Source organism: Geodermatophilus sp. SYSU D01176, from assembly GCF_054050015.1.
Window position 1 is genome coordinate 15,596 of record NZ_JBJGYN010000034.1, and the last position, 14,753, is coordinate 30,348.

17 protein-coding genes and 1 pseudogene are annotated in these 14,753 nt (G+C 74.4%); 9 read left to right on the forward strand and 9 right to left on the reverse strand.

Annotated features, from left to right (window positions below):
• Positions 1 to 10 precede the first annotated feature (10 nt).
• Positions 11 to 1,168 (forward strand): acyl-CoA dehydrogenase family protein, encoded by a 1,158-nt coding sequence (locus tag ACI78Z_RS17155; protein WP_457037752.1) that lies wholly within the window; start codon positions 11 to 13, stop codon positions 1,166 to 1,168.
• Positions 1,169 to 1,233: 65 nt separating this feature from the next.
• On the opposite strand, the gene ACI78Z_RS17160 is transcribed toward ACI78Z_RS17155, so the two are convergent.
• The 4 genes and pseudogenes from ACI78Z_RS17160 to ACI78Z_RS17175 form a co-directional block, all read right to left on the reverse strand.
• Entirely contained in the window at positions 1,234 to 2,274 is a 1,041-nt protein-coding gene (locus ACI78Z_RS17160; protein ID WP_457037753.1) for an NAD(P)-dependent alcohol dehydrogenase, read from the reverse strand.
• Between the two features lie 41 nt (positions 2,275 to 2,315).
• Entirely contained in the window at positions 2,316 to 2,726 is a 411-nt protein-coding gene (locus tag ACI78Z_RS17165; protein WP_457037754.1) for a (R)-mandelonitrile lyase, read from the reverse strand.
• A gap of 38 nt (positions 2,727 to 2,764) precedes the next feature.
• The gene (locus ACI78Z_RS17170; RefSeq protein ID WP_457037755.1) at positions 2,765 to 3,265 is read right to left on the reverse strand and encodes a zinc-binding dehydrogenase; all 501 of its coding nucleotides are present in this window, start codon (positions 3,263 to 3,265) and stop codon (positions 2,765 to 2,767) included.
• Between the two features lie 205 nt (positions 3,266 to 3,470).
• Positions 3,471 to 3,932 (reverse strand): annotated as a pseudogene (locus ACI78Z_RS17175) (alcohol dehydrogenase catalytic domain-containing protein); the annotation flags it as partial.
• Here ACI78Z_RS17175 and ACI78Z_RS17180 point away from each other — a divergent pair.
• From ACI78Z_RS17180 to ACI78Z_RS17190, 3 genes are all read left to right on the forward strand, one after another.
• Positions 3,913 to 4,794 carry a helix-turn-helix transcriptional regulator gene (locus tag ACI78Z_RS17180; RefSeq protein ID WP_457037756.1) on the forward strand — a complete coding sequence of 294 codons (882 nt, stop codon included), beginning with the start codon at positions 3,913 to 3,915 and terminating at the stop codon, positions 4,792 to 4,794. The pseudogene ACI78Z_RS17175 and the gene ACI78Z_RS17180 overlap by 20 nt on opposite strands.
• Before the next feature lie 79 nt (positions 4,795 to 4,873).
• A complete protein-coding gene (locus ACI78Z_RS17185) occupies positions 4,874 to 5,263 on the forward strand; it encodes an ArsR/SmtB family transcription factor (RefSeq protein ID WP_457037757.1) in 390 nt (129 codons plus the stop codon).
• Between the two features lie 70 nt (positions 5,264 to 5,333).
• Positions 5,334 to 6,953, forward strand: coding sequence for a YnfA family protein (locus ACI78Z_RS17190; RefSeq protein ID WP_457037758.1), 1,620 nt, complete (start codon positions 5,334 to 5,336; stop codon positions 6,951 to 6,953).
• Positions 6,954 to 6,995: 42 nt separating this feature from the next.
• Here ACI78Z_RS17190 and ACI78Z_RS17195 read toward each other — a convergent pair whose 3' ends face one another.
• Positions 6,996 to 7,490, reverse strand: a complete 495-nt coding sequence (locus tag ACI78Z_RS17195) for a hypothetical protein (RefSeq protein WP_457037759.1) — start codon at positions 7,488 to 7,490, stop codon at positions 6,996 to 6,998.
• Positions 7,491 to 7,501: 11 nt separating this feature from the next.
• On the reverse strand, positions 7,502 to 7,720 hold the full coding sequence (locus ACI78Z_RS17200) for a hypothetical protein (RefSeq protein ID WP_457037760.1): 219 nt from the start codon (positions 7,718 to 7,720) through the stop codon (positions 7,502 to 7,504).
• Between the two features lie 94 nt (positions 7,721 to 7,814).
• Here ACI78Z_RS17200 and ACI78Z_RS17205 point away from each other — a divergent pair, with 94 nt between their 5' ends.
• On the forward strand, positions 7,815 to 8,387 hold the full coding sequence (locus ACI78Z_RS17205) for a TetR/AcrR family transcriptional regulator (RefSeq protein ID WP_457037761.1): 573 nt from the start codon (positions 7,815 to 7,817) through the stop codon (positions 8,385 to 8,387).
• A 25-nt stretch (positions 8,388 to 8,412) separates the two neighbouring features.
• Here ACI78Z_RS17205 and ACI78Z_RS17210 read toward each other — a convergent pair whose 3' ends face one another.
• The 3 genes from ACI78Z_RS17210 to ACI78Z_RS17220 all read right to left on the reverse strand — a co-directional run bounded on the left by ACI78Z_RS17210 (position 8,413) and on the right by ACI78Z_RS17220 (position 10,580).
• The gene (locus ACI78Z_RS17210) at positions 8,413 to 9,294 is read right to left on the reverse strand and encodes a F510_1955 family glycosylhydrolase (protein ID WP_457037762.1); all 882 of its coding nucleotides are present in this window, start codon (positions 9,292 to 9,294) and stop codon (positions 8,413 to 8,415) included.
• A gap of 87 nt (positions 9,295 to 9,381) precedes the next feature.
• Positions 9,382 to 10,026, reverse strand: coding sequence for a DUF305 domain-containing protein (locus ACI78Z_RS17215; RefSeq protein ID WP_457037763.1), 645 nt, complete (start codon positions 10,024 to 10,026; stop codon positions 9,382 to 9,384).
• A 92-nt stretch (positions 10,027 to 10,118) separates the two neighbouring features.
• Complete coding sequence (locus tag ACI78Z_RS17220; RefSeq protein ID WP_457037764.1) at positions 10,119 to 10,580, reverse strand: hypothetical protein; 462 nt, start codon at positions 10,578 to 10,580, stop codon at positions 10,119 to 10,121.
• Positions 10,581 to 10,762: 182 nt separating this feature from the next.
• Between ACI78Z_RS17220 and ACI78Z_RS17225 the strand changes: the two genes are divergently transcribed.
• From ACI78Z_RS17225 to ACI78Z_RS17240, 4 genes are all read left to right on the forward strand, one after another.
• A complete protein-coding gene (locus ACI78Z_RS17225; RefSeq protein WP_457037765.1) occupies positions 10,763 to 10,972 on the forward strand; it encodes a heavy-metal-associated domain-containing protein in 210 nt (69 codons plus the stop codon).
• 73 nt (positions 10,973 to 11,045) lie between these two features.
• Positions 11,046 to 11,327: a metal-sensitive transcriptional regulator gene (locus tag ACI78Z_RS17230; RefSeq protein WP_457037766.1), complete on the forward strand. Its 282-nt coding sequence runs from the start codon at positions 11,046 to 11,048 to the stop codon at positions 11,325 to 11,327.
• 15 nt (positions 11,328 to 11,342) lie between these two features.
• Positions 11,343 to 12,335 carry a hypothetical protein gene (locus ACI78Z_RS17235; protein ID WP_457037767.1) on the forward strand — a complete coding sequence of 331 codons (993 nt, stop codon included), beginning with the start codon at positions 11,343 to 11,345 and terminating at the stop codon, positions 12,333 to 12,335.
• A 49-nt stretch (positions 12,336 to 12,384) separates the two neighbouring features.
• The gene (locus ACI78Z_RS17240) at positions 12,385 to 14,724 is read left to right on the forward strand and encodes a heavy metal translocating P-type ATPase (protein ID WP_457037768.1); all 2,340 of its coding nucleotides are present in this window, start codon (positions 12,385 to 12,387) and stop codon (positions 14,722 to 14,724) included.
• The last annotated feature ends 29 nt before the right edge of the window (positions 14,725 to 14,753 follow it).

Consider the following 14,753-nt stretch of genomic DNA (forward strand, 5'->3'; position numbering starts at 1 on the left):
ATCCGTACCCGTGGGTAACAACGCTGCGGGGCTGTACGCCCTCACCGAGGAGCACCAGGCGGTCCGCGAGGCGGTCCGCGATCTCGCCGAGCGGGAGATCGCGCCCCACGCCGCCGAGGTCGACGCCGACTCGCGCTTCCCGGTCGAGGCGCAGAAGGCGCTCACCGCGGCGGGCTTCCACGCCACCCACATCCCCGAGGCCTACGGCGGCGAGGGCGCCGACGCGATCGCGACCTGCATCGTGATCGAGGAGGTGGCCCGGGTCGACGCGTCCGCCTCGCTGATCCCGGCGGTCAACAAGCTGGGCTCGATGCCGGTCATCCTGGCGGCGTCCGAGGACCTCAAGCAGCGGGTGCTGCGGCCGATCGCCGCCGGCGACGCGATGATCAGCTACGGCCTCTCCGAGCGGGAGGCCGGCTCGGACGCCGCCGCGATGCGGACCCGCGCGCGCCTGGACGGCGACAGCTGGGTGCTCAACGGCACCAAGGCATGGATCACCAACTCCGGGATCTCCGAGTGGTACACGGTCATGGCGGTCACCGACCCGGAGCAGGGTGCGAACGGCATCTCCGCCTTCGCCGTCCACCGCGACGACCCCGGTTTCGCGGTGGGCCCCAAGGAACGCAAGATGGGCATCAAGGGCTCGCCCACCTGCGAGCTGTACTTCACCGACTGCACCATCCCGGCCGACCGGGTCATCGGCGAGCCCGGCACCGGCTTCAAGACCGCGCTGCGGACGCTGGACTTCACCCGGCCGACCATCGGTGCGCAGGCCGTCGGCATCGCGCAGGGCGCGCTGGACGCGTCGGTGGCCTACGTCAAGGAGCGCCGCCAGTTCGGCAAGGCGGTCGGCGAGTTCCAGGGCGTGCAGTTCATGCTCGCCGACATGGAGATGCGGATCGAGGCGGCCCGCCACCTGGTCTACGTCGCCGCGGCCGCCGGCGAGCAGGGCCGCCCCGACGTCACCCGCGTCTCCGCCTCGGCCAAGGCGTTCGCCTCCGACGTCGCCATGCAGGTCACCACCGACGCCGTCCAGCTCTTCGGCGGGGCCGGCTACACGCAGGACTTCCCGGTCGAGCGGATGATGCGCGACGCCAAGATCACCCAGATCTACGAGGGCACCAACCAGATCCAGCGCATGGTGATCGCGCGGAGCCTGCTGAAGTAGGCACAGGGTCCATCCGCGGAGCGCCCCCGCCCGGCCGCCGGGGATGGCGGCCGGGCGGGCCGGGGTCAGCCCAGGGTCGCGGTGTCGATCACGAACCGGTAGCGGACGTCGGAGGCCAGGACGCGCTCGTAGGCGTCGTTGACCCGGTCGGCGGCGATGACCTCGACCTCGGCGCCGATGCCGTGCTCGGCGCAGAAGTCGAGCATCTCCTGGGTCAGGGCGATGCCACCGATCATCGAGCCGGCGTAGGTGCGCCGGCCGCCGATCAGCGACATCACGTTCAGGCTCAGCGGCTCCGCGGGCGCACCCACGTTGACCAGCGCCCCGTCCACGGCCAGCAGGGACAGGTACGCGTCGACGTCGATCGGCGCGCTGACGGTGTTGACGACGAGGTCGAACCGGCCGGCCAGCTGCGTGAACGTGTCCGGGTCGCTGGTGGCGTGGTAGTGGTCGGCACCCAGCCGCAGCCCGTCCTCCTGCTTCTTCAACGACTGCGACAGCACGGTGACCTCGGCGCCCATGGCGTGCGCCAGCTTGACGGCCATGTGGCCGAGTCCGCCGAGGCCGACGACGGCGACCTTCTTGCCGGGACCGGCGCCCCAGCGACGCAGCGGGGCGTAGGTCGTGATGCCCGCGCAGAGCAGCGGCGCGGCGGCCGCGGGGTCGATGCCGTCCGGCACCCGCAGGACGTGGTCGGCGTCCACGACGACGTGGGTGGAGTAGCCGCCCTGGGTCGTGCTGCCGTCGCGGTCGGTGCCGGCGTAGGTGGGGACCATGCCCTGGAGGCAGTACTGCTCGTCGCCGTTGCGGCAGTTGGTGCACTCGCCGCAGGAGTTCACCATGCAGCCGACGCCGACGCGGTCGCCGACCCGGTGCCGGGTGACGTCGGCACCGACCTCGGTGACGACGCCGACGATCTCGTGGCCGGGGACGACCGGGAAGGGCTGCGGGCCCCAGTCGCCGTTGACGGTGTGGATGTCGGAGTGGCAGATGCCGGCGTACCGGATCTCGATGAGGACGTCGTTCGGGCCGACATCCCGGCGCTCGATGGTGGTGGGGGTCAGGGGCCGGCCGGCGGCGGGGGCGGCGTAGGCGTTGACGCGCATGCGGGAGTGCTCCTCGTTCAAGGGCTTCGGGGTGGTGGCCGTCAGTCGACGGCGGGGGCGGCGGCGTACTCCTCGTCGGTGACGGGGGTCAGCCAGTGGATGACGGCGTGGTCGGCGTCGCCCTCGTTGATGGCCAGGTGGACCATGAGCCGGTTCGGCGCGGCGCCGTGCCAGTGCTCCTCGTCGGCCTGGAACAGGACGCGGTCGCCGGGGCGGATGACCTCGACCGGTCCGCCCCGGCGCTGGCACAGGCCGACGCCCTCGGTGACGAAGACGGTCTGGCTCAGCGGGTGGCGGTGCCAGTGGGTGCGGGCGCCGGGCATGAAGTGCACCAGGTTGGCGGTGACGCGGGACGGCGCGGGCGCGGCGGCGATGGCGTCGATGTACACGTCGCCGGTGAACCGGTCGGTGGGCCCCTTGACGGTGTCGATCGAGCTCCGGGTGATCTGCACGGTCGTTCCTCTCCCCGGGGGTGCGGTGTGCTCGTCGGTCAGGGGCGCAGGAGCGTCTTGCCGGCGCGGCGCTCGTCCATGGCGCGGTAGCCCTCGGCGGCTTCGTCGAGCGGGAGCTCGAGGTCGAAGACCCTGCCGGGGTCGATGGTCCGGTTCCAGATGAGGTTGATCAGGTCGGGCAGGAACCGGCGCACCGGGGCGGGTCCGCCGTGCAGGTGGACGCCGGAGAAGAACAGCTCCTCACCGGGCAGTGCCACACCGTGGGCGACGCCGACGTAGCCGACGTGCCCGCCGGGGCGGGTGGCCTGCATCATCGACTCCTGGGTGCCCACGGCCTCGATCACCGAGTGCGCGCCCAGGCCGCCGGTGAGCTCCTTGATGCGGGCCACGCCCTCGTCGCCGCGCTCGGCGACGAGGTCGGTGGCGCCGAACTCCAGCGCCAGCTCCTGCCGGTCCTCGTGCCGGCTCATCGCGATGATCCGCTCGGCGCCCAGTTGCTCGGCCGCCAGGACGCCGAGCAGGCCGACGGGCGCCGTCACCGACCACGGCGACGGTCCTGCCGGGGCCGGCCTCGGCGGCGACGGCGGCGAACCAGCCGGTGCCGAGCACGTCGGAGGCGGCCAGCAGGCCGGGGACCAGGTCGTCGGCGGGCATGCCCGGGGTGGCGACGAGGGTGCCGTCGGCCAGCGGGATGCGGGCGTACTGCGCCTGCGCGCCGGTGGGGGCGCCGGGCTGCCGGTCGACGCAGTGGGTCTGGTACCCGGCCCGGCAGATCTCGCAGGTGTTGTCGGAGGCGAAGAAGGAGCCGACGACGAACTGGCCGGGCGCGATCGTGCTGACCGCGCTGCCGACCTCCTCGACGACGCCGACGTACTCGTGACCCATCGGCGACGGCCCGTTGACGGCCTCGACGCCGCGGTAGGGCCACAGGTCCGAGCCGCACACGCAGGTGGCGGCCAGGCGGATGACCGCATCGGTGGGCTGCTCGATCGCCGGGTCGGGGCGGTCCTCGACGCGGACGTCGCCGGGGGCGTGCAGGACTGCTGCTCGCAAGACGGTGCTCCTTCGGAGGCGGTTGAGTTGTCCACCCCACCGAACCGCGCCGGACGCACGCGCGGGGGGTCGGGTTTGTGGGGGGTGGAAGCACGACCTCCCTGGACCGGCGGGTCGCCGTACCGTCGATGCGGTGGACAACCGCTCCGACATCCGCGACTTCCTCGCCAGTCGCCGGGCCAGGATCACCCCGGAGCAGGCCGGGCTGCTCCCCGGCGGTGGCCGGCGGCGGGTCCCCGGGCTGCGCCGCGAGGAGGTCGCCGTCCTCGCGGGCGTGAGCACCGACTGGTACACCCGGCTGGAGAAGGGGCACATCGCCGGCATCTCCGACGGCGTCCTCGACGCCGTCTCGCGGGCGCTGCAGCTGGACGAGGCCGAGCGGACCTACCTGTTCGACCTGGCTCGCGCCGCCGCCAAGCCGACCCGCGCGCCGCAGCGCCGCAGCAAGGCCCGGATCCAACCGCGGGTGCAGTGGATGCTGGACTCGATGACGGGGTCGGCCGCGTTCGTCGCCAACGGCCGCCTGGACATCCTCGCGACCAACACCCTGGGGTGGGCACTGCACTCACCGGTGTTCGACAGCCCGCGGCGGCCGGCGAACTTCGCCCGGTTCCAGTTCCTCGACCCGCAGGCGCACGACTACTACCAGGACTGGGAGGGCGCGGCCAACACCACCGTCGCCCTGCTCCGCGCCGAGGCCGGCCGCCGTCCGCACGACACGCAGCTGCGTGAACTCGTCGGGGAGCTCTCGACGGTCAGCGAGGAGTTCCGGACCCGCTGGGCCGCCCATGACGTGCGTATCCACCACAACGGCGCCAAGCAGTTCCACCACCCCGTCGTCGGCACTCTCGACCTCAGCTACTGCACCCTCGACCTGCCCACCGAGGATCGCTCGGACCTCCGCCTGACCGTCTACACCGCCGAACCCGGGTCAGCGTCCGAGGACGGCCTCAAGCTGCTGGCCAGCTGGGCGGCCACCGCCGACGCGACCGCCCCCGCGCCAGAGCGGCCCTGAGCCCACCCGCGAGGACGTCGGCGGCCAGGGGAACTCCTGGCAGTGTCGCCCAGTACGCTCCTCGCTCTACTGTCTGCGCATGCGCGCAGATGACCAGGTGTGCCGACGACCCCTGCCGGACGACCAGGTCGACCTGGTCGTCGAGGGGTTCCGGATGCTCGCCGACGGCACCAGGGTCCGGATCCTCTGGGCGCTGATCGGCCGGGAGCTGTCGGTCAACGAGTTGGCGGCCCAGGTCGGGAAGCCGCCCGCGTCGGTGTCCCAACACCTGGCCAAGCTCCGCATGACCCGCATGGTGCAGACCCGGCGGGAGGGCGCCCAGGTGTTCTACCGGCTGGACAACGAGCACGTGGCCCAGCTGGTGACCGATGCCATCCACAACGCCGAGCACACCAGCCCGGGTGTGCCGGGGCACCACCTCGCCGACTCCGACCTGGTGCAGCTGCACAGCGGTGCCGAGAGGGCATGAGATGGGCTCGCGGCACGCCCACGCCGGCCACGACCACCGCCATCCGCACCACCACGACCACCCCCGAGGCGTGCGCGGCTGGGTGACCGGCCTCGTCCGCCCCCACAGCCACGACGCGACCGCCTCGGTCGACGCGGAGCTGGAGTCCTCGGTCCGGGGCATCCGCGCGGTGAAGACGAGCCTCGTCGCGCTGGGGGTGACGTCGGTCCTGCAGGCGCTCGTCGTGGCCGCCAGCGGCTCGGTGGCCCTGCTGGCCGACACGGTCCACAACGCCTCCGACGCGCTGACCGCGGTGCCGCTGTGGATCGCCTTCGTCGTCGGACGACGGGCCGCCACCCGGCGCTACACCTACGGCTACGGCCGCGCCGAGGACCTCGCGGGCCTCGTCGTCGTGGCGATGATCGCCGTGTCCGCGGTCCTGGCCGCCGTCGAGGCGATCCGCCGCCTGGGTCAGCCGGCGCCGGTCGAGCACCTGGGCTGGGTCGCCGCAGCCGGACTGATCGGCTTCCTCGGCAACGAACTGGTCGCGGTCCACCGGATCCGGGTCGGGCGCAGCATCGGATCGGCCGCGCTGGTCGCCGACGGACTGCACGCCCGCACCGACGGCTTCACCTCCCTGGCCGTGCTCGCCGGCGCGGGCGGCGTCGCCGCGGGGTTCCCGCTCGCCGACCCCGTCGTGGGACTGCTCATCACCGTCGCCATCCTGGCCGTGCTGCGCACCGCCGTCCGTGACGTCTACCGCCGGCTCATGGACGCCGTCGATCCCGAGTTGGTCGACCGGGCGGAGCTGGCGCTGCTCGTCACCCCCGGCGTGACCGCGGTGCGCGGCGTGCGGATGCGCTGGATCGGCCACTCGCTGCACGCCGAGGCCGACCTCGACATCGACGGCCACGTCAGCGTGGCCGACGCCCACCGGCTCGCCCACGACGCCGAGCACCGGCTCACCCACTCGATCCCGAAGCTCCGCAGCGCCGTCGTCCACGCGTACCCGCCCACGAGCCGGACGTGGCGGCCCGGTCGTGACCGCGCCACCGGCGGCCGTGGCGGCGAACGAGGCGCTGGTGGTCCGCGCGGTCGCCGAGGTCATCAACGGTCGCCCCCTCGACGCGGTCGACGAGCTGTACGCCCCCGGGATCGCGCATGCGGCGAAGGACTGGGTGGCGCCGTTCCGGGCCGCACCCCCCGACGTCCGGATGGAGGTCGCCGCCCTCGTCGGGAGGGCTACGGCGTCGTGGGGCACGTCCGCGGCTCGGGCACCCGGACCGGCGCCTGGAGGGGTCGTCCGCCCGGACGACGACGACCGCCGCCGCCAGTTCCGCGGGCGCAGCACCACCACCTGACCGGACCCGGCCGCGGCAGAGGGCCTGACAGCATCGCGGCCATGACGGTCGCCCGGTCCCTGCTGCTGTTCGCCCTCGCCGCGCTGGCCGAGATCGGCGGTGCGTGGCTGGTCTGGCAGGGCGTGCGGGAGCACCGCGGCTGGATGTGGATGGGTGCCGGAGTGGCTGCCCTCGGCGTCTACGGCTTCGTCGCCACGCTGCAGCCCGACGCCCACTTCGGGCGGGTCCTGGCCGCCTACGGCGGGGTCTTCGTCACCGGCTCGCTGGCGTGGGGCGTCATCGCCGACGGCTTCCGGCCGGACCGCTACGACGTCGTCGGGGCGCTCATCTGCCTGGTCGGGTGGCCGTGATCATGTACGCGCCCCGCACCGCCTGACCGAGCTCCCCGACGGTCAGGCGCGCCGGCGACCGAGGGGGGTGAGCCCCCGCGGCTTCACCACGGCGAGCGCGGTGGCGCCGATGAGCGCGAGCAGTGCGGCGGCCGCGTCGACCAGCAGCTGCACCTGCATGTGGCGGGCATCGGCGCCGAAGGCCGCACCGCTGGCCGCGAGCTCGCCGAGGTGGCCGATCGGCTGGGTGTGCAGCAGCAGGAGGGCGGTGGACGCGACCGTGAGCGCCAGCTTGACCGCCACCCACCAGTGGCGCAGCAGGCCCCAGGGGGTGCCCAGCGACTGCAGCACGCCCGTGACCAGCGAGGCCAGCGCCAGCGGCACGATCACCGCCTCCGTGAGGATCTCGGCGCCGACGTGGGCGCCGCGCACCGTCGCCGCGTCCCGCCCGGTCAGGCCGGCGGCGGCCAGGGCGAGGAACGCCGCCACCGCGCCGAGCCAGCCCACCGAGGTGACCACGTGCACCGTCAGTGACCACCGACGGAGGGCTGCCGGCATGAGCGCGGCGTTCACCGCGGCGCCGCGGCCGGTCCGTCGTTGCTGGAGGCGCCGGCGCCCGCGGTCAGGCCGAGGTGGTCGCCCGGGCCGCCCACACCGTTGCCGGTGGCGTGCAGCACCGCGACCAGCAGGACCAGGAGCAGCACGAGGGCGCCGAGGACCTTCACCCAGCGCGGTGTCCCGCCCGACCGCTCGGCTCCCGGCGTCGGGCCGGTGGACGGATCGGTCATGCCTGCTCCCCTGGTGGCGCCAGTGCACACCGGCATCGGATCGAGACAACCTGTCTACACCATGTGCGGTGCGTCCCGCTCGTATGCTGGCCACGTGCCCAGGCTGTGGACGGAGACGATCGCCGATCACCGGCACGCGGTCCGCGACGCCGTCCTCGATGCGACTGCCGAACTGGTCGCCGAGCACGGTCTGGCCGGGGTGGCGATGTCCCAGATCGCCGAGCGCGCCGGCATCGGCCGCGCCACGCTGTACAAGTACTTCGCCGACCTCGACGCGGTGCTGCGCGCATGGCACGAGCGGCAGGTCGGACGCCACCTCGAGCAGCTGGTGGCGGCCGCCGACGGCGCCCACCGCGATGTCCGGGCCCGCCTGGCGGCCGTGCTGCGCGCCTACGCCACGTCCACCGGTCGGCACGACGGCTCACCCCTCGCGGTGTCGCTGCACGGCGGGGAGCACGTGGGGCGGGCCCATGCGCACCTGCGCGCCTTCATCGGCGACCTGTTGGCGGAGGGTGTCCGCGCCGGCTGCGTGCGCGGCGACGTGCCCGCCGACGAGCTCGTCGGCTATGTCCTGGCCGCCTCCTCAGCCGCGGCCGGCCTCCGCGGTGCGGCTGCGCGGGAGCGGCTGGTCGACGTCATCCTGGACGGGCTGCGTCCGCTCGCCTGACGCCGGGCTGCGGCGTCAGGACGGATCAGCCGCTCAGCACGTCGGTGAACGTCCGCCCGCCGTCCCGGGTCTCGAGGACGCCTGCAGCGGTCACCACGGCGATCCGCAACCTGCCCTCGACCGTGGTCGCCGCCACCGCCTCCGGTGGTGACCCCAGCTCCGGCCCCTCCTGCCACGTGGTGGCGGCATCGGTGCTGGTCCACAGGGTGCCCCCCGGGTCGACGCCGACCGCGGTGGTGCTGTCGGCCCAGGCGGCCACCTGCAGCGGCGGCGGACCGTCGACCGCGGTCCAGGAGGTCCCGCCGTCGGTCGACCGCAGCAGGCCCTGTGCGGTGGTGGCCAGCACCGGGCCGCCGTCCGGGGTGGCGGCCAGCGTGTGCGGTTCGGCCGGGATCTGCAGCTGCTGCCAGGCCCGGCCGTCGGTGCTGGCCACCAGCGTCCCGTCGTAGCCGAGGACCCCGGCGGCGCTGACGGTCAGGGCGTGGAAGTCCGACTGCCCCTGCCGGGACACCGGCGTCCAGGTGTGTCCGCCGTCGGTGCTCTCGATCAGCCCGACCGGCTGGGGGAGGTCGACGTGCGGGCCCGGATGGCCGGACGCCAGGTAGTGACCGGGGCCGGCGACGGTGAAGCCCATGAGGTCGATCACCGGGCCCACCGGGGTGGGCGCACCGCCGGCGACCTCGACCAGGCCGTGGTGGGTGGCCAGCCGCAGGGAGCCGTCCTCGGGGTCGAATGCCGCGCCGTGCACGTGGGTGAGCTCCAGCGGTGACGTGGCGGACGCCGGCGGGTCGGCCGCCGGTGCCGGCCCGGCGCCCGAGCAGCCGGCCAGCAGCGTGCCGAGGACCGTCGCGACGGCGCCCACGGCGAGCGCGCGGGCGGAGGGGGTGGTGGAACGGGTCAGGGGCATGCGGGTCCTCCGGGCTGCGCGAGTTGAGCGGCGGACGCCCCACGGCGGGGCGGGGCCGGGTCTGGCCCGCCCCGCCGCGGGTCGGACTCAGCCGCCGAGCTCGGCGAGCAGCTGTCGCATCTCGGCGATCTCGGCCTGCTGCGTGTCGCGGATCTCCTCGGCCATCGCGATCGCGTCGGGGTTCTCGCCCTCGGCGATCTCGGTCTCGGCCATCTGCACCGCCCCGTCGTGGTGGGCGGTCATCATCTCGAGGAACGCCCGGTCGAACTCGGCGCCTGACGCGTCGGCAAGGGCCGTCATCTCCTCGGCGGACATCGTCCCGCCCATGTCGCCGTGGTCCGTGCTCCCGTGGGCCGTGCCGACGGGACCGGTGGCCTCGGCGCCCCAGGCCTCGAGCCACCCGGACAGCGTCTCGATCTCGGGGGCCTGGGCGGCCTCGATGCGGGCGGCGAGGTCTGCCACGCGGGGGTCGGCGGCCCGGTCGACGGCCAGCCGGGCCATCTCCACGGCCTGCTCGTGGTGGGGGAGCATGCCCTGGGCGAAGGCGACGTCGGCGTCGTTGAACCGGGCCGCGGTGTCGTCGGACGCGCTCGCGGAGGCGCTGGCCGACGAGCTGCCGGACATGCCCGACATCCCCTCGTGGCCGGAGTCGCCGGAGCAGCCGGCGAGGGCGAGCGTGCCGGCGAGCAGGGCGCCGGTCAGGCCGGGACGGCGTGCGGTGGTGCGGGTCATCGGGGTGATCTCCTGTGGTCGTCGCTGGGTGCAGGCGTGCGTGGACCGCCGCCGCGGCAGCTGTGCTGGGACGGGACGGTCGAGCAGTGGACCTACGTGCGCAGGACGCAGAGGGAGAACAGGTCCGGAGGCCGCGGCGGGGTGGGCCAGAACAGCCCGCGGAGCCGCACCGGCGATGCGGTGGGCCATGGCTGTCGGAGGGCGGCGAGGGCGAGGAGGATCGCCAGGCCGGCTGCGAGCACGGCCAGGCAGACGGCCCACAGGTGGCCGGGCAGGCCGTGCCAGTGGCCCGGTGCACTGCCCGCGGTGGTGGCCGGCGCGGCGTCGTGGTGGGTGGCCGGTGGAGCCGTCGCTGAGACGTCCGCCCCGTGATCCGCCGCGGATCCGCTCAGGTGTGCGTCGATGGCCGTGAGCGCGACCGACAGGGCCGCGGCGTCCCCGCCGTGGACGCCGTGCACGACGCCGTCGGCTGCCGAGCCGCACTGCAGCCCGTGCCCGAGGAGGACCGCGGCGAACAGCAGTGCCGCCGCCCAGCCCCGCGCCGCCGTCCCCACGCGGTCGAGGCTACGAGCCCGCCGGCGCAGCACCGCGTCCTGGCCCGGCGCTCGGACCGCTGACGGACACCGATGCGGACGTGACCGGCGGCACACACTCTTGCGGAATGTACCCCCCGGGGGTACAACTTGTACCGCATACCACTAGGGGGTATCCACCCCGGTTCGGAGAGGGGAACGCCGTGAGCACCACCGACTACGCCGTTCGCGGCATGACCTGCGGCCACTGCGCCGGCGCGGTGACCGAGGAGGTCTCGAAGATCCCGGGCGTCACCGGCGTGCAGGTCGACGTGGCCGCCGGCCGGGTGACCGTCGAGGCCGACCAGCCGGTGTCCGCCGACGCGGTCGCCGCCGCCGTCGACGAGGCCGGTTACGAGGTCGTGCCCGCCTGATCCCGGTCCGGACGGAGCGCCGACCTCGGCCGGAACCGGCGCTCCGTCCCGCCCACAGCACGAGGAGGACGACATGGCCGGCTACACCCACGCGAAGGACGAGCACCGCACGCGGCTGCGTCGCATCGAGGGCCAGATCCGTGGACTGCAGCGCATGGTCGAGGAGGACGCGTACTGCATCGACATCCTGACCCAGGTGTCGGCGGCGACCCGCGCCCTGCAGTCGTTCTCCCTCGGCCTGCTCGACGAGCACCTGGCCGGATGCGTGGTCGACGCCGCGCAGAAGGGCGGCCCCGAGGCCGACGCGAAGGTGCGCGAGGCATCCGAGGCGATCGCCCGTCTCGTCCGCTCCTGAACCGGAGGACCTGCGATGAACACCCCCGCCAGACTCGGCGCCTACGCCCTCGGGCTGGTCGCCGTCCTCGGCACGGCCGCCGGCATCGGTTCCGCGGTCGGCCCCGTCGGCCCGGCCGCGACCACGCACGACACCGGACCCCACCTGGAGTCCCCGACGGACACCACTGCACCGCAGACCTTCGCCGTCCCCGGCGCCCACCTGCCCGGCGGGCTGCAGGTCTCCCAGGACGGCTACACCCTCGACGTCGCCCGCCAGTTGCCGGCCGGCGCGGCCACCCCGGTGTCCTTCCGGGTCCTCGGCCCCGACGGGCGCCCGGTCACCGCCTACGACACCGCCCACGACGAGGACCTGCACCTGATCGCGGTCCGCCGGGACCTGAGCGGCTACCAGCACGTGCACCCCGACCTGGCCGCCGACGGCACCTGGTCGGTCCCGCTGCACCTGACCGCCGGGACGTGGCGGCTGTTCGGCGACTTCGACCCGGCCGGTCCGGACGCCGCACTCGTGCTGGGTGCCGACGTCGCCGTCGCCGGCGACCACGCGCCCCAGCCGCTGCCCGAGCCCTCGACCTCGACCGAGGTCGACGGCTACACCGTCACCCTCGACGGCGAGCTGGTGCCCGGCCAGGAGTCCCGGCTGACCCTGTCGGTCGCCCGGGACGGGCAGCCGGTCACCGACCTGCAGCCCTACCTGGCCGCCTACGGGCACCTGGTCGCGCTGCGCGACGGGGACCTGGCGTACCTGCACGTGCACCCGGCCGGTGAGCCCGGCGACGGCACCACCGCGCCCGGGCCGGACGTCACCTTCTCCGCCACCGCCCCCTCGGCCGGGGACTACCGGCTGTTCCTGGACTTCCGGCACGGCGACGTCGTGCGCACCGCCGAGTTCACCGTCCGCGCCGGCGACACCGCCCCGGCGGCCACCAGCGCCGGCGGCACCACGGCGACTCCGGGCCCGACTGACGGTGGCAGCGGCCACATCGACGACGGCCACGGCCACGGCTGAGGCGACGCACGTCCGATCCCAACCCCAGCAGTCCCGAAGGAAGAAGACGATGAGCTCCGCGATCGAGCGCACAACCCCACCGGCCGCAGCCGGCGGAGGCCAGGTCGAGCTGGCGATCGGCGGGATGACCTGCGCCTCGTGCGCCGCGCGCATCGAGAAGAAGCTGAACAAGCTCGACGGGGTCACCGCCACGGTCAACTACGCCACCGAGAAGGCGAAGGTCAGCTTCACCGGTGACGTCACCCCCGCCGACCTCGTCGCGACGGTGGAGCAGACCGGCTACACCGCCCGGCTACCCGAGCCGCGGCCGCCCCGCCCTGCCGAGCCGGCCGACGACGACGCGACCCGGCCGCTGCGGCAGCGGTTGCTGATCTCGGCCGTCCTCACCGTCCCGGTCATCGCGATGGCGATGATCCCGGCGCTGCAGTTCACCTCCTGGCAGTGGCTGTCGCTGACCCTGGCCGCGCCGGTCGTCGTCTGGGGCGCCTGGCCGTTCCACAGGGCCGCGTGGACCAACCTGCGCCACGGCGCGGCCACGATGGACACGCTCGTCTCGATGGGCACCCTCGCGGCGCTGGCCTGGTCGCTGTACGCGCTCTTCTGGGGCACCGCCGGCGAGCCGGGCATGACCCACCCGTTCGAGCTGACCATCGCCCGCACCGACGGGTCGGGGAACATCTACCTCGAGGCCGCCGCCGGGGTCACCACGTTCATCCTGGCCGGGCGCTACGTCGAGGCCCGCTCCAAGCGCCGCGCCGGCGCCGCGCTGCGTGCCCTGCTCGAGCTGGGCGCCAAGGAGGTCTCGGTGCTGCGCGGCGGGCGCGAGCAGCGCATCCCGACCGACCAGCTGGCCGTCGGCGACCTGTTCGTCGTCCGGCCCGGCGAGAAGATCGCCACCGACGGGGTGATCGCCGAGGGCTCCTCGGCGGTGGACGCCTCGATGCTCACCGGCGAGTCCGTGCCGGTCGAGGTCGGCCCCGGCGACACCGTGGTGGGTGCCACCGTCAACGCCGGCGGTCGGCTGGTGGTGCGGGCCACCCGGATCGGCGCGGACACCCAGCTGGCCCAGATGGCCCGGCTGGTCGAGGACGCGCAGAACGGCAAGGCCGCGGTGCAGCGCCTCGCCGACCGCGTCTCGGGCATCTTCGTGCCGGTCGTCATCGCCCTGGCCGTGGGCACCCTCGGCTTCTGGCTGGGCACCGGCGGCGGGCTGGCCGCCGCCTTCACAGCCGCGGTCGCCGTCCTGATCATCGCCTGCCCCTGCGCCCTGGGGCTGGCCACCCCGACCGCGCTGATGGTCGGCACCGGCCGCGGCGCCCAGCTCGGCATCCTGATCAAGGGCCCCGAGGTGCTGGAGAACACCCGCCGGGTGGACACCGTCGTCCTGGACAAGACCGGCACCGTGACCACCGGCCGGATGACCCTGCTCGACGTCGTCGTCGCCCCCGGCGAGGACCGCGAGCAGGTGCTGCGGCTGGCCGGCGCCCTGGAGGACGCCTCCGAGCACCCCATCGCTGCCGCCATCGCCAAGGGCGCCACGGAACGGGTCGGCACCCTGCCGCCGGTGGAGGGCTTCACCAACGTCGAGGGCCTGGGCGTGCAGGGCGTCGTCGACGGGCACGCGGTGCTGGTCGGCCGCACCCGGCTCCTCGAGGAGTGGTCGGTGCGCCTGAGCGCCGACCTGGAGCAGGCGAAGGCCGTGGCCGAGGCCGAGGGCAGGACCGCGGTCGCGGTGGGCTGGGACGGCGCCGCCCGCGGCGTCCTGGTGGTCGCCGACGCGGTCAAGGACACCTCCGCCGAGGCCATCGGCCAGCTGCGGAGCCTGGGCCTGACCCCGGTGCTGCTGACCGGCGACAACGCCACCGTCGCGCGCTCGGTCGCCACTGCTGTCGGCATCGACGAGGTGATCGCCGAGGTGCTGCCCGCCGACAAGGCCGCCGTCGTCACGCGGCTGCAGGACCAGGGCCGGGTCGTGGCGATGGTCGGCGACGGCGTCAACGACGCCGCCGCGCTCGCCCAGGCCGACCTGGGCCTGGCGATGGGCACCGGCACCGACGTCGCGATCGAGGCCGGCGACCTCACCCTGGTCCGCGGGGACCTGCGGGCCGCCGCCGACGCCATCCGGCTGTCCCGCAGGACGCTGGGCACCATCAAGGGCAACCTGTTCTGGGCCTTCGCCTACAACATCGCCGCGCTGCCGCTGGCCGCGGCCGGGCTGCTCAACCCGATGCTGGCCGGCGCGGCGATGGCGTTCTCCTCGGTGTTCGTCGTCTCCAACAGCCTGCGGCTGCGCCGCTTCCGCCCGCTGACCCCCGACCCGACCGACGAGGGCGCCGCTGCCCGCTCGACCACCGCGGTCGGCGGCGCACCCGCCGGCGCCACCCGCTGATCCGCCGTCCGGCCCGCTCGCAGACGGAC

Bases quoted from the DNA above. Each gene is read 5' to 3' on its own strand.
- ACI78Z_RS17160 (WP_457037753.1), bottom strand. From the start codon at position 2,274: ATGCGCGTCAACGCCTACGCCGCCCCCGCCGCCGGCCGGCCCCTGACC.
- ACI78Z_RS17185 (WP_457037757.1), top strand. From the start codon at position 4,874: ATGCGCGCAGATGACCAGGTGTGCCGACGACCCCTGCCGGACGACCAG.
- ACI78Z_RS17195 (WP_457037759.1), bottom strand. From the start codon at position 7,490: ATGCCGGCAGCCCTCCGTCGGTGGTCACTGACGGTGCACGTGGTCACC.
- ACI78Z_RS17200 (WP_457037760.1), bottom strand. From the start codon at position 7,720: ATGACCGATCCGTCCACCGGCCCGACGCCGGGAGCCGAGCGGTCGGGC.
- ACI78Z_RS17210 (WP_457037762.1), bottom strand. From the start codon at position 9,294: ATGCCCCTGACCCGTTCCACCACCCCCTCCGCCCGCGCGCTCGCCGTG.
- ACI78Z_RS17215 (WP_457037763.1), bottom strand. From the start codon at position 10,026: ATGACCCGCACCACCGCACGCCGTCCCGGCCTGACCGGCGCCCTGCTC.
- ACI78Z_RS17230 (WP_457037766.1), top strand. From the start codon at position 11,046: ATGGCCGGCTACACCCACGCGAAGGACGAGCACCGCACGCGGCTGCGT.
- ACI78Z_RS17235 (WP_457037767.1), top strand. From the start codon at position 11,343: ATGAACACCCCCGCCAGACTCGGCGCCTACGCCCTCGGGCTGGTCGCC.
- ACI78Z_RS17240 (WP_457037768.1), top strand. From the start codon at position 12,385: ATGAGCTCCGCGATCGAGCGCACAACCCCACCGGCCGCAGCCGGCGGA.